Here is a 12,237-nt window from a genome sequence, read left to right on the forward strand (position 1 = left end):
TGCATGAACCGCCGCCATTTTCTGCAACATACCACGGCAATGAGTGCATCACTGCTGGCCTCAGCCACGAGTGCAAGCGGGGGGCAGTTCACGGGCAAGATCCGCAAGTCGCTGAAGTGGAGCATGGCGCAGAAGGCGGCGAAGGACATGACGCTGGTGGAGGCGTTTAAAAAGCTGCGGGCCTGCGGCTATGAGGGCGTGGAGCCGAGCCTGCTCTTCGGGCATGTGACGGAGGAAAATGCGGAGGAGTGGGTGGCCGCGAGCAAGGAGAGCGGGCTGATCATTGACGGGACGGTGGGCGGGCGCAGCGAGGGGCTGGAGGCGGGGATCGATTTGACGAAGAAGATCGGGGGAGATTCGATGCTGGTGGTGCTGGCGTATCCGCAGGAGCAGCCGCTGCAAAAGACCTGGGATGCGGCGGTGGCGCGCATGAAGGAGGCGGCGCCGCATGCGGAGAAGCAGGGCGTGCGCATCTTGATCGAGAACGTTTGGAACACCTTTCTCATCAGCGCCTATGACATGGCGCGGTTCATTGATGAGGTTGGCAGCCCCTGGGTGCAGGTGCATTTTGACATCGGCAACATGATGCGCTGGGGCGTGGCGGAGCACTGGGCGCAAGTGCTGGGGAAACGCAGCGTGAAGCTGGATGTGAAGGAGTATGATCTGGAGCGGGCCATGAACGAAGGGATGCGCAAGGGCTTTGACAAGCCGCTGGGGGAAGGGAGCATCAACTGGGCTGCGGTGCGGGCGGAGCTGGCGAAGATCAATTACAGCGGATGGGCGGCGGCTGAGGTGAAGGCGGGGGACTGGGAGTATCTGGCGGACGTGGCGAAGAGGATGGACAAGGTGCTGGATTTGTGATCGAGGCGGTGGTGGGGCCTGCGCAAGTTCTACAGACAGTTGAGAACAGTTCTCTGCCTGTCCATCATGGGCTTGCAGCAACACGGGACGCCGGGTGATCGCGCAGCGTTGAGGGATCAAGATGATCCCTCTCCTCCAAAGCATGCGCGTGGCGACGCTCTGGCAGGAGCGGGACCATCCTGGTCCCGAAAGGCTCCGCCGAGCTGCCATTTTCATTCATACCAGCGGCCTCAGCAGCGGTCTGAAGTTCAGACCTATATTCAACTGCGCATGGTACAAGTCATGCTGCGGTGCCGAGGACTGAACGGAAAACTGGGAACTGAAAACTGAGAATTGTAAATTGCCGAAGCTTCACTTGTCCAAGTGGATCATTTCGGAGTTGGCTCTTGCTGAGGTGAGGCAGGCGTCGAGGACGCGTTGGGTGAGGAGGCTGATGTGGGGCCAGTGGGGGTCGATTTTTCCGGAGAGGGCGAGGGTGGAGAAGGTGCGGAAGAGGCCAGACTCTTGGGAGCCGGGGGCGTTGTTGCTGGGTTCGTCGAGAGTGGTGACTTCGCGGCCTTCATGCATGTGGGCCTGGCAACGGTCGAGGACGAACTGGGAGCGCGTAAGGCTGAACTTGGTCTGTGGGCCTGAGAAGGGCAGGACGAAGTCTGAAACTTGGAGGAGGCCTTTTTCGCCACTGACGATGGCCCACTGAGCATTGCTGGTCGTGAAGGAGCAGTAGAAGGAGGCGCTGGCTCCGTCGGCGAAGGTCAGGGAGCCGGAGAATTCGAGAGGCACGGGTGGTGAATCGGAGGTCTGCTGAGTTTCGGAATGAATGCGACCGGTAACATGGACGGGCGTGGCGTAGTTCATGGCCCAGAGGGTGAAGCGAAGGCAGTACCAGCCGAGATCGCCAAGGGCGCCGAGAGGTTCGAGGTGGCCGTGAGCGCGGATGTTGCTGCGCTGAAATTCGTCATCGCCTCTGAAGCTGAACTGCGTGGCGATGTGGCGGACCTGGCCGACGTCTTGATCGATGACTGAACGCAGACGCCTCAGGCGCTGGCCGTGCATGAACATGACGCCGTCCATGAACTGGACGTGGTGCTTTTCACAGGCGGCGATGATCTCTGCGACATCAGCGGCATGGACGCCGACGGGTTTCTCCACGAGAACATGTTTGCCGGCCTGTGCGGCACGGATGACCCATTCTTTGCGCAGGCCGGTGGGGAGAGGGATGTAAACGGCGTCGATGTCGGCGCGTGCGAGCAGTGCGGCGTAATCGTCCATAGCCTGGGGCAGGACCGGATGCGGCGCACTGGACTGGCATTCGTCGATGAAGGCCTGGGCGCGGGAGAGATCGCGACTGGCGACGGCGACAAGAGTGGCGTTGCCGGCATCGCGGATGGCCTGCCAGTTCTTACGAGCGATGAAGGCGGCGCCGAGGATGCCCCAGCGGCAGTGAGGGGTGGTGTTCATTGATGATTTATGATTTATGATTTACGATTTTTGATTTATGATTTCAGAGAGGGCATTTATAGCATGAGGCCGAAGCGGGCGGTGATGGTGCGGAGGAGGGCGAAGAGGATGAGGGTGAGGACGGCGCTGCCGCCGAGGGCGCCGTAGAACCCCCACCAGCGCTGGAAGGCGGGGAAGAGGAGGAACATGGGCAGGGTTGGCAGGACATACCAGAAAATGTAATACATGTGGTCCGCGGTCTTTTGCGCGCGCACCTCGGGGGCGCTTTCATGATGCACCCAAAGGAGTGTGATGATGCTGACGAAGGGAAGCGCGGCGAGGAGGGCGCCGAGCTTGTCGCTGCGCTTCACTAATTCGCTGACGAGGGTGATGATGCCGGCGCTGAGGAGGTACTTGAGGATGAGTTTGAGCGTCATGATGAAAAAATGAAAAAAGATGAAACAAAGGGGTAACGATTTCCGTGCGGCGGGATTTTTTGGGTCAACGAGATCACGCAAGAGCGTGACTGCAGGCAACCCAATCTTGTCATGAAAGCGATCCGTCTCACCACCTATCTAACGTTTGCAGCGGCATGGTCCTTCGGGGGTTATGCCGCGGCGCAACAGCCGCCCAGGCATCCGTCCCACCGTACCCAGCATCCGCCGCATGCACCCGCGGCACCACCCAATGCGATGAAGCCCCCGCAGTTTGGCGATCCTTTGCCCGGATTGACGAAGGCGCAGATGGCGGTGTTTCTGGATGGCAAAGAAGATTTTGAAGATGCGGAAACCGAGGCTGGCGGACTGGGGCCGATCTTTAACCGCAACTCATGCGTGACGTGCCACAGCGCGCCGGCCACAGGCGGTGCGGGGCCGATCAATGTGACGCGATTTGGCCGGACGACGAACGGGGTGTTTGATCCGCTGACGTCGCTGGGGGGATCTCTGCAGCAGGAGATGGAGATCAATGCCGTGCTGCATGAGGTGGTGCCGCCTGAGGCGAATGTGGTGGCGCATCGCAACTCGACGCCGCTGTTTGGCCTGGGATTGATCGAAGCGATCCCGGATGATCAAATCCTGCGCAATGTGAAGCGTTCGCCTTTGGACGGTGCGCAGGGGAAGGTCTCCAAAGTGGCGGACGCGGCGACAGGGAAAACACTGATCGGTCGGTTTGGCTGGAAGGCGCAGCAGGCGACGCTGCTGAGCTTCGCCGGAGACGCGTATCTGAACGAGATGGGCATCACGAGCCGTCTGTTTCCAGTGGAGAACGCACCGAACGGCAACCAGCAACTGCTGGCGCAGTATGACACGGTGGTGGATCCGGAGGATGTGGTGGATCCGGCGACGGGCAGGGGAGACATCGACAGGGTGGCGGATTTCATGCGCTACCTGGGCGCGCCGCCACGGCTGCCACTGACCAGTTCAGCCGGGATGGGAAGAAACGTGTTTCAAAACACGGGCTGCGCGGTGTGCCACGTGCCTCTGATGATGACCGGACCGAACAAGATCCTGGCGCTGGACAGGCAGGAGGTGTGGCTGTTCTCCGACCTGCTGCTGCATGACATGGGAACGCTGGGAGACGGCATCGCCCAAGGAACGGCGGATGTGCGGGACATCAAGACGGCGCCCCTGTGGGGACTGCGTGCCAGTGCGCCGTATCTCCATGACGGACGTGCGGCGACGATCGATGAAGCGATCAAGGCGCACGATGGCGAGGGGAAGGTGGCGAAGGAGCGCTACCTGAAGCTGACCAAGCAGCAGGTGCAGCAACTGATTGATTTCCTCAATTCGATTTGAGGAGAGGTGTGAGGAGGTTGGAGAGGGTGAAGCAGGAAGAAATGCCTGCTTCATTCTTTTGCAGAGGGCGAGGCTCTGAAGAGGAATGTCCAGCTCAGCGCTTCTTTTGAGCAGGAGGTGTCTTGGCGGGCGCGGACTCTTTGCCGCAGCGGGTGATCATGAATGTCACGAGCAGCAGGAGGACGGATGCTCCGGCAATGATCATGGGTTTGAGATTCTTTGCAGCTGGGACGAGAGACTTGGCCGGAGGCGGCGCCGGGGTTTTGCGCGGGGCGGGAGTGACAACGGAGCTGGGGCGCTTGGCGGGCTTGCTGGGGGCGACGTGAGGGCCGGGATTGATGGGAATGGTGCTGGAGGTCGCATTGCGCGCGCCGAGCTGCGGATTGGGCAGCATGACGGGAGCGGACATTTGCGGCTGGATGAGATTGGTCTGCGGATGCGTGGCGACAGGAGCCGGCGTTGCGGTCGGGGCAGCGGGGGGCGCGGATTCCGCACGGGCGGCGGAAGGCTCCGACAAAGCGGGGGCTTCGCGGCGCTGGAAGAGGTCGCGGGCGGCAGCGGCTTTGCGGGGGCGCTGCTCGGGATCCACGGCCATGAGATACATGACCCAGGAGCACATCCAGGGGGGGACGTGGGAGGCGAGCTTTTGCAGGGGGGCGAGGTCGTGGCCAAGGTGCTTGCCGCGGAGTTCTTTCAGCACGCGGGCATCGAACGGAGGCCTGGCGGTGAGGGCTTCATAAAGAACGCAGCCGAGGGAATAGACGTCGGTGCGGCGGCGCGTGGTGCCGTCCTGCCACTGCTCGGGTGCGGTGCAGCGGTAGGAGCGGATCTGCTCTTCTTTGCTGTCGTTCCGACCGGCGAAGCCCTGGCCGAAACCATGAAGAGTGATATTCCAGTCGGCAGCGGATTTTCCCGAGATACGCACGTAGTCCGGGCGGATGCTGCCGTGAACGATGGCCTCCTCATGCAAGACTGAGAGCACATCCAGAAGCTGGGTGGCCACGGCTTCAAACTCCTTTTCAGTGAGGGGGCCGCCTTCGAGCACTTCGCTCAGCGTTTTTCCCGGCAACGGGCCGGCGACGATGGAATAGAAGCCATCCTTGTCTGCACCGAAGTCAATAATGCGGTCCAGATGCGGATCCTGCAGGGGGGCAAGCTGGCGGAAAAGCTCCTGGAGGCCGTCGATCTCCTCCTGCTTCTTGGTTTTGAAACGGCGCAGGCGGAGTTCGTCGCCGCGCTTGTTGTCGCGGACGAGCAGGAGCTTGCTGGCGGTGTCTTCTTCGAGAGGACGCAGGATTTCGAAACGGGAGGACATTCCGGGAAGCTTGGCCCGTTCCATCGAATACCGCAAGCTTCTTGCCACATGCAATGTTTGCAGTTTAGAGTACCGGCCTGACTCCTGCATGGACGATTTTCTTGTTATCGACCGCATTACCAAATCCTTCGGCACCCAGCGCGCCGTGGATGACGTGACATTGACGGTTGGGCAGGGGGAGGCCTTTTCGCTGCTGGGACCGAGCGGCTGCGGGAAGACGACGCTGCTGCGGATGATCGCCGGATTTGAGAAACCTGACCGGGGGCGGATTTTGCTGGGGGGGCAGGACATCGCTGCGCTGCCGCCGGAGCAGCGGCCGGTGAACACGGTGTTTCAAAACTATGCGCTCTTTCCGCACCTGAGCGTGTGGGAGAATGTGGCCTTCGGGCTGCGCATGAGCCGGAGGCCAAAGGAGGAGATCCGCAGCGGGGTGGACCGCATGCTGGAGCTGGTGCGGCTGAGCGAACATGCGAAGAAGCGCCCGGCGCAGCTGAGCGGCGGGCAGCGGCAGCGGGTGGCGATAGCCCGTGCGCTGGTGAACCGGCCGCAGGTGCTGCTGCTGGATGAGCCGCTGGCAGCGCTGGATTTGAAGCTGAGGCAGCACATGCTGATGGAGCTGAACACGATCCACGAGCAGGTGGGCACGACCTTCATTTATGTGACGCATGACCAGGGCGAGGCGATGAGCCTGAGCAACCGCATCGCGGTGATGAATGCGGGGAAGGTGGAGCAGGTGGACTCGCCGGAGAATCTGTATGAGACGCCACGCAGCAGCTTTGTGGCGTCCTTCATTGGCGATGCCAATTTCTTCAATGGGATGGCGGTGGAACTGCAGCATGAGGGCTATGTGCGGGTGATGATCGAAGGGCTGGGCTGCCCGCTGGTGCAAAGCAATGGAGCGGCGTCCTCGAGCCGGGCGATGCGCATCATGGTGCGGCCTGAAAAGATCAGCCTCACGCTGAGCCGGCCGCAGAGCGGGGAACGGGTGAACGCGTTTCCTGGGGTGGTGGAGGATGTGGCGTACTTTGGGTCGCACACGCGGTACCGGGTGCGCGCCGGGGAGCACAGCATTCTGGCGCAGATGCAGCGCAGCCGCTTCAGCGGAGGGGACATCGATCCCGCGCGTGGCGCGGAGGTGTGGATGAGTTTTCACCCGGATGAAGGGCGCGTGGTGAGGCTGGAGGGGGGCGCATGAGCGAGGAGCACAAGGCTTCCAAACAGTGGCTGATCACGCTGCCGTCACTGGCGTGGCTGGCGGTGTTCTTTGTGGTGCCGGCGGCTCTGGTGGTGGTGACCGCGTTTCGCCCGGCGGATCTGCAGGGCGGGGTGGGTGCGGGGTGGACGCTGGCCACGCTGAAGGAAGTGCAGGATCCGGCCTACCTGCCGATCCTGTGGCGCACCGTCTGGCTCAGCGGAATGACGACTGCGGCATGCCTGGCGCTGGCGCTGCCGATGGCCTTTCAAATGGCGCGGTGCGGGCCACGCATGCGGCAGGTGCTGCTGCTGCTGGTGGTGATCCCGTTTCTTTCGAACTTCCTGATCCGAATTTTTGCGTGGAAGTCCCTGCTGCATCCTGAGGGGCCGCTGACGAAGATGCTGGTGGCGCTGCATCTGGCGCCTGAAAACGCGATGCTGCTGAACCATGCGGGGACGGTGCTGGTGGTGCTCATTTACACGCAGCTGCCGTTTGCGATCCTGCCGCTGTATGCCGCGGCGGAGAAGTTTGATTTTGGCCTGCTGGATGCGGCGCGGGATCTCGGCGCGGGACCTTGGCGGGCGTTCGCGAAGGTGTTTGTGCCGGGGGTGCGCCGGGGCATGATCTCGGCGGGTGTGATGGTGTTTGTGTGCTGCCTGGGGCAGTATGTGATCCCGCAGATGGTGGGGGGGACGTCGGATGAAATGCTGGGCAGCAAAATCGCGCAGCGGGTGTTTTCAGACCGCAATCTGCCCCATGCGAGCGCGCTGGCGGGAGGGCTGATGCTGGCGGTGCTGGTGCCGATGCTGATCATCGTGCTGTGGCAGCAGTTTGGGAGAAAGGAGCAGAGATGAAGCGCTCCAGGCTGCCGGGATTCATCACGGGCTGCGTGATCCTGTTTTTGTTTGCACCGCTGGTGGTGCTGGTGGTGAACTCCTTCAATGCCTCGCGGTTTGGCGGTGAGTGGGAGGGCTTTACCACGCAGTGGTATGAAAAACTATGGGCTGCGGGGGAGGTGTGGGAGTCGCTGTGGATCACGCTGAAGATCGCGGTCTCGGCTTCGCTGGCGGCGATGGTTCTTGGTACGCTGGCGGCCTATGCGCTGCACCGGTTTCGATCCGGGCTGCAGGAGGTGCACCACATGCTGATCACCCTGCCGCTGGTGATGCCGGACATTCTCATGGGCATGTCGCTGCTGGCGCTGTTTGTGCTCACGGGGGTGGAGACTGGGCTGCTGACGATCTGGATCGCGCATGTGACTTTCTGCCTGAGCTTTGTGACGATGGTGGTGCTGGGCCGCCTGCAGGACTTTGACTTCACGCTGCTGGATGCGGCGCGGGATCTGGGTGCGACGCGGGCGAAGGCGATCCAAAAGGTGCTGCTGCCGCTGCTGCTGCCCGGGGTGCTGGCGGGAGGGCTGCTGGCCTTCACGCTTTCGATCGATGATTATGTGATCACTTTTTTTGTCTCCGGGCCGGGGACGACGACGCTGCCGCTGCGCGTGGCGAGCATGATGAGGACGAGCCGGAGCCTGCCGGTGATCAATGCGCTCAGCACTCTGCTGATCGCGAGCACGTTCATCTTTGCGGCCCTTAGCTCCCGGCTGCAACGCCGCGCGTGACCTCCTGTGAGGGTAGGCGTCAGGCCTACGACAGGCGATGTTGGATTTTAGTGGCTATCAACATGCCCGGCAATATGCTGAGAACGAAGGAGAGAAGGCTTGCTTTTCAGCCAATGAGAGGTTGTGTATCCTTTACATGACTAGTGGCCTGGCTCTCGCCGATTCCATCATTCTTGGCGGCAGAAGCAGGACGGGCCCAGAGCTTATCCTGGCCACCAAGCCGTACGCTGTGGACAACACCGCCAAAAGCTGGTGGTGCATTCTTTCCACGGCCACCCTCTGGCTGGCAGTGATCGCCGGAACTCTCGTTGTCCCCATCCTTCTGGTAAAGCTGGCTCTGAGCGTTCTCTCCGGACTGCTGCTTTTGCGTTTGTTTGTCATTTATCATGACCAGCAGCACAATGCCATTCTGCCCACCTCCAAGATTGCGGAATGGCTCATGCGTGGCTTTGGCATTCTCGCGCTGAGTCCCAGCAGCATCTGGCGCAGCTCGCACAATCATCATCACAATCACAATTCGAAGATCAAGGGATCGCACATCGGCTCCTTCCCGATCATGACGAAGGACCACTACCTGAAGGCGTCCAAATCGGCGCGGTTGATCTACCTTTTCATGAGGCATCCGGTGACGATCCTGTTTGGCTACCTCTTTGTGTTTTTGCATGGCATGTGCCTGCGCCCGTTTGTGATGAAACCCCGGCAGCATCTTGACTGCCTGCTCGCACTCCTGGTGCATGCGGGCATTGCCACAGCGCTGGTGCACTTTGCCGGCTGGCAGGCGTGGCTGCTGGTGCAGGTCGTCCCGCACTTCATCACGTATGCGATCGGTTCCTACCTGTTTTATGCGCAGCACAATTTTCCTGACGTGGCCTTTTATGACAAGGCGGGCTGGACCTACGAGCGCGCGGCTTTGGAATCCTCCAGCTACATGAAAACCAGCAGGCTCATGGCGTGGTTTTCGGCCAACATCGGCTACCACCACATTCATCATCTGAATGCGCGCATCCCGTTTTATCGGCTGCCGGAGGTGCTCAAGGCGATGCCGGAACTGCAAAAGCCGAAGGTCACCACGCTGAGCCCCCGGGACATCCTCCGCTGCCTGCGTCTCAAGGTCTGGGATGTCGAGCTGCAACGCATGGTACCGCTCCCAGAGTAATCTGAACTGACCGATCATACCCCATGTACACCGCAGCCCAACTAGCAGAGCAGATCGGTGGAGAAGTGGTGGGGGATGGATCCGTGGTGCTCACTGGCATAGCGCCCGCGGACGGCGCATTGGCCGGAGACCTTGCCTTTGCCGAAAAGCCGGCCTACCTCGCTGCTGCCGAGGCCAGCGAGGCAAGCGCCATCCTGGTGCCTGCGGGTTTTGTCTCGGCAACGAAAACGCTGATCCGCGTCAAAGATGCCCGCGTGGCCATCGCCAAGGTGCTGCCACTGTTTTTTCCGCCTGAAGCGCACGCCGCCGGCATTCATGCCAGCGCGGTGGTGGATCCCACGGCAAAGATCGATGCTTCAGCCTGCATCGGTCCACACTGCGTCATTGGCGCGGGTGTTTCTGTGGGCAAAAATACGGTGCTCATGGGGGGCAACCACATCGGGCGTGACAGCGGAGTGGGAGATGATGTCTGCCTGCATCCCAACGTGGTGCTGTATGCCAGGACGCAGGTGGGCAACCGCGTCAGCATTCATGCGGGGACGAGCATTGGTTCAGACGGCTACGGCTATGTGTTTGATCAGGGGCGGCACCGGAAAATGCAGCAAGTGGGGAACGTCGTCATTCATGACGACGTGGAGATCGGCTCCAACACCTCCATCGATCGCGGGGCGCTGGGCTCCACGGTGATCGGGCAGGGGACGAAGATCGACAATCTGGTGCATGTGGCCCACAACGTGGTCATGGGGAAGCACTGCCTCATCATGGGCCAGGTGGGATTTGCGGGCAGCACCGTGCTGTCCGACTACGTGGTCATTGCCTCCCAGTCGGGCATCGCCGGACATCTCAAGCTCGGTGCGCAGGCCACCGTCGGTGCCAAATCGGGCGTGATGCGCGACATCGCCCCGCGTGAAACCGTACTGGGCTACCCCGCTGCGTCCGACAAGCAGGCGAAGCGCCAGTGGATTGCGATGGCGAAGATGCCGGAAGCTTTGCGGCGTTTGAAGGCGCTGGAGAAAAAAGTGGGCGGCAACGAGGAAGCGTAAGGGGGTGTTTTTCGTGCTTCACCTCGCGGCAACTCACGCCATGGTAAGGGCATGACCCGTGAAGACGCCACCACCATCTTTGAACGCATCGCCCTCCTGCTTGAGCTGAAAGGAGAAAACACCTTCAAGGTGCGTGCTTACCGGACAGGGGCGGAGATCGTGGAGAGCTACAGTGGGGACATCATGCAGATGGCGGCGGAGAACAAGCTGGCGGGCATCAAGGGGCTGGGCGAGGCGCTGCGGGACAAGCTGCATGAAATGGCGACGACGGGGAAGCTGGAGTTTTATGAGAAGCTGAAGGCGGAGTTTCCTGAGACGCTGTTTGAGCTCTTCAACCTGCAGGGCCTGGGGCCGAAGAAGGTGGCGGCGCTGCATGCGGAGCTGGGCGTGTCCTCCATCGCGGACCTGAAGCGCGCGTGCGAGAGCGGGGAGGCGGCGAAGCTGGCGGGCTTTGGCGGCAAGACGGTGGAGAAGATTCTGGAGAGCATCGCCTTCCGCGAGCAGCATGCCTCCGAGTTTCGCCAGGATCAGGCGCACCCGCTGGTGCAGGAGATTCTGGAGGCGCTGCGCCAGCACCCGAATGTGTCGCATGCCGAGGTGTGCGGCAGCTTCAGGCGCGGGAAGGAGACGGTGCATGATCTGGACTTTCTTGTTTCAACCAGGAAGCCGGAGGAGGTGATCGAAGATTTTGTAAAACTGCCGCTGGTGGTGGATGTGATCGCCAAAGGGCCTACGAAGGCGAGTGTGCATGTGACGCATGGTTTGCAGTGCGATCTGCGTGCGGTTTCCAGCATGGAGTTCCCGTTTGCTCTGGCGTATTTTACTGGAAGCAAGGAGCACAATGTGGCGATACGACAGCGGGCGCTGGCGCGCGGGTGGTCGCTGAATGAATATGGCTTCACCGCGGAGCGTGAGGATGCGCCGGTGATCCCGCCGATCCATGATGAGACGGAGCTATATCGCGCGCTGGACCTGGATTTTATCGATCCTGAGCTGCGCGAGAACAAAGGAGAGATCGATGCGGCGGAGCATGGCGGGCTGCCTCGGCTGATTCAGCTGGAGAATTTGCGGGGTGTTTTTCATAACCATACGACGGCGAGCGATGGCGGTGCGACGCTGCGGGAGATGGCTGATGCGGCGCATGATCTAGGGCTGCAATACCTGGGAATCGCGGATCACAGCAAGTCGTCCTTTCAGGCGAACGGGCTGGATGAGAAGCGGCTGCTGGCGCAGATCGAGGAGATCAAGGCGCTGAATGTGGAGATGAAGGAAGAGGGCTTTCGCATCTTTGCGGGCAGCGAGGTGGATATTTTGAAGGATGGCAGCCTGGACTTCAGCGATGAGATCATGGGCCAGCTCGACTACGTGGTGGCGTCTGTGCACAATGTCTTCAACCTGCCAGAGGCGGAGATGACGAAGAGGATCATCCGCGCGATTGAAAATCCGCATGTGACGATGCTGGGGCATGTGACGGGGCGGCTGCTGCTGCAGCGCCCGGCTTACAATGTAAACATCGCGGCGGTGATCGATGCTGCGGCGGAGACGGGAACGATCATTGAGCTGAATGCGAGCGCGTGGAGGCTGGACATGGACTGGCGCTGGTGGCGGCTGGCGAAGGAGAAGGGTGTGAAGTGCAGCATCAATCCGGATGCACATAGCACGCACGGGCTGCAGGCGGTGATCTATGGGATCAAGGCGGCGCGGAAAGGCTGGCTGACGCGGAAGGATGTGGTGAACTGCCTGCCGCTAGGGGAAATCGAAAACGTGCTGCGCGCCAAACGCGGCTCTTGACGAAGGCGTGGAGGGCTCCGTT

At 61.2% G+C, this 12,237-nt stretch carries 11 protein-coding genes; 8 read left to right on the top strand and 3 right to left on the bottom strand.

Translation table 11 applies throughout. The annotated features are described in order from the left end of the window. The first annotated feature begins 3 nt into the window (after nt 1-3). Nucleotides 4-861 (top strand): sugar phosphate isomerase/epimerase family protein, encoded by an 858-nt coding sequence (locus tag ACILSR_RS02590; RefSeq protein WP_395748163.1) that lies wholly within the window; start codon nt 4-6, stop codon nt 859-861. Nucleotides 862-1,212: 351 nt separating this feature from the next. Here the strand turns inward: ACILSR_RS02590 and ACILSR_RS02595 are convergent, their stop codons facing one another. Together ACILSR_RS02595 and ACILSR_RS02600 are read right to left on the bottom strand one after the other, a co-directional pair. Then, a complete protein-coding gene (locus ACILSR_RS02595; protein WP_395748164.1) occupies nt 1,213-2,319 on the bottom strand; it encodes a Gfo/Idh/MocA family protein in 1,107 nt (368 codons plus the stop codon). Between the two features lie 56 nt (nt 2,320-2,375). After that, nucleotides 2,376-2,735, bottom strand: coding sequence for a DUF3147 family protein (locus tag ACILSR_RS02600; RefSeq protein ID WP_395748165.1), 360 nt, complete (start codon nt 2,733-2,735; stop codon nt 2,376-2,378). Between the two features lie 111 nt (nt 2,736-2,846). On the opposite strand from ACILSR_RS02600, the gene ACILSR_RS02605 reads away from it, so the two are divergent. Beyond that, complete coding sequence (locus ACILSR_RS02605) at nt 2,847-4,094, top strand: di-heme oxidoredictase family protein (protein ID WP_395748166.1); 1,248 nt, start codon at nt 2,847-2,849, stop codon at nt 4,092-4,094. Nucleotides 4,095-4,188: 94 nt separating this feature from the next. Here ACILSR_RS02605 and ACILSR_RS02610 read toward each other — a convergent pair whose 3' ends face one another. Beyond that, nucleotides 4,189-5,409, bottom strand: coding sequence for a serine/threonine protein kinase (locus ACILSR_RS02610; RefSeq protein WP_395748167.1), 1,221 nt, complete (start codon nt 5,407-5,409; stop codon nt 4,189-4,191). A gap of 88 nt (nt 5,410-5,497) precedes the next feature. On the opposite strand from ACILSR_RS02610, the gene ACILSR_RS02615 reads away from it, so the two are divergent. The 6 genes from ACILSR_RS02615 (at nt 5,498) to polX (ending at nt 12,215) form a co-directional block, all read left to right on the top strand. Next, nucleotides 5,498-6,604, top strand: a complete 1,107-nt coding sequence (locus tag ACILSR_RS02615; RefSeq protein WP_395748168.1) for an ABC transporter ATP-binding protein — start codon at nt 5,498-5,500, stop codon at nt 6,602-6,604. Beyond that, a complete protein-coding gene (locus ACILSR_RS02620; protein ID WP_395748169.1) occupies nt 6,601-7,458 on the top strand; it encodes an ABC transporter permease in 858 nt (285 codons plus the stop codon). The genes ACILSR_RS02615 and ACILSR_RS02620 overlap by 4 nt, the downstream gene beginning before the upstream one ends. Then, entirely contained in the window at nt 7,455-8,225 is a 771-nt protein-coding gene (locus tag ACILSR_RS02625) for an ABC transporter permease (protein WP_395748170.1), read from the top strand. Before ACILSR_RS02620 ends, ACILSR_RS02625 begins: the two co-directional genes overlap by 4 nt. A 136-nt stretch (nt 8,226-8,361) precedes the next feature. Next, nucleotides 8,362-9,381: a fatty acid desaturase family protein gene (locus tag ACILSR_RS02630; RefSeq protein ID WP_395748171.1), complete on the top strand. Its 1,020-nt coding sequence runs from the start codon at nt 8,362-8,364 to the stop codon at nt 9,379-9,381. A 23-nt stretch (nt 9,382-9,404) separates the two neighbouring features. Continuing rightward, nucleotides 9,405-10,424 carry a UDP-3-O-(3-hydroxymyristoyl)glucosamine N-acyltransferase gene (gene lpxD, locus ACILSR_RS02635; RefSeq protein WP_395748172.1) on the top strand — a complete coding sequence of 340 codons (1,020 nt, stop codon included), beginning with the start codon at nt 9,405-9,407 and terminating at the stop codon, nt 10,422-10,424. A gap of 51 nt (nt 10,425-10,475) precedes the next feature. Beyond that, nucleotides 10,476-12,215: a DNA polymerase/3'-5' exonuclease PolX gene (gene polX / locus ACILSR_RS02640; RefSeq protein ID WP_395748173.1), complete on the top strand. Its 1,740-nt coding sequence runs from the start codon at nt 10,476-10,478 to the stop codon at nt 12,213-12,215. Nucleotides 12,216-12,237 lie beyond the last annotated feature (22 nt).

The organism is Prosthecobacter sp. (assembly GCF_044222565.1).
Taxonomy (GTDB): Bacteria; Verrucomicrobiota; Verrucomicrobiia; order Verrucomicrobiales; family Verrucomicrobiaceae; genus Prosthecobacter.

Excerpts from the sequence above, each read along its gene's own strand:
- ACILSR_RS02605 (WP_395748166.1), top strand. The coding sequence starts at position 2,847 with ATGAAAGCGATCCGTCTCACCACCTATCTAACGTTTGCAGCGGCATGG.
- ACILSR_RS02630 (WP_395748171.1), top strand. The coding sequence starts at position 8,362 with ATGACTAGTGGCCTGGCTCTCGCCGATTCCATCATTCTTGGCGGCAGA.
- ACILSR_RS02600 (WP_395748165.1), bottom strand. The coding sequence starts at position 2,735 with ATGACGCTCAAACTCATCCTCAAGTACCTCCTCAGCGCCGGCATCATC.
- polX (WP_395748173.1), top strand. The coding sequence starts at position 10,476 with ATGACCCGTGAAGACGCCACCACCATCTTTGAACGCATCGCCCTCCTG.
- ACILSR_RS02620 (WP_395748169.1), top strand. The coding sequence starts at position 6,601 with ATGAGCGAGGAGCACAAGGCTTCCAAACAGTGGCTGATCACGCTGCCG.
- ACILSR_RS02625 (WP_395748170.1), top strand. The coding sequence starts at position 7,455 with ATGAAGCGCTCCAGGCTGCCGGGATTCATCACGGGCTGCGTGATCCTG.
- ACILSR_RS02615 (WP_395748168.1), top strand. The coding sequence starts at position 5,498 with ATGGACGATTTTCTTGTTATCGACCGCATTACCAAATCCTTCGGCACC.
- ACILSR_RS02595 (WP_395748164.1), bottom strand. The coding sequence starts at position 2,319 with ATGAACACCACCCCTCACTGCCGCTGGGGCATCCTCGGCGCCGCCTTC.
- ACILSR_RS02610 (WP_395748167.1), bottom strand. The coding sequence starts at position 5,409 with ATGTCCTCCCGTTTCGAAATCCTGCGTCCTCTCGAAGAAGACACCGCC.
- ACILSR_RS02590 (WP_395748163.1), top strand. The coding sequence starts at position 4 with ATGAACCGCCGCCATTTTCTGCAACATACCACGGCAATGAGTGCATCA.
- lpxD (WP_395748172.1), top strand. The coding sequence starts at position 9,405 with ATGTACACCGCAGCCCAACTAGCAGAGCAGATCGGTGGAGAAGTGGTG.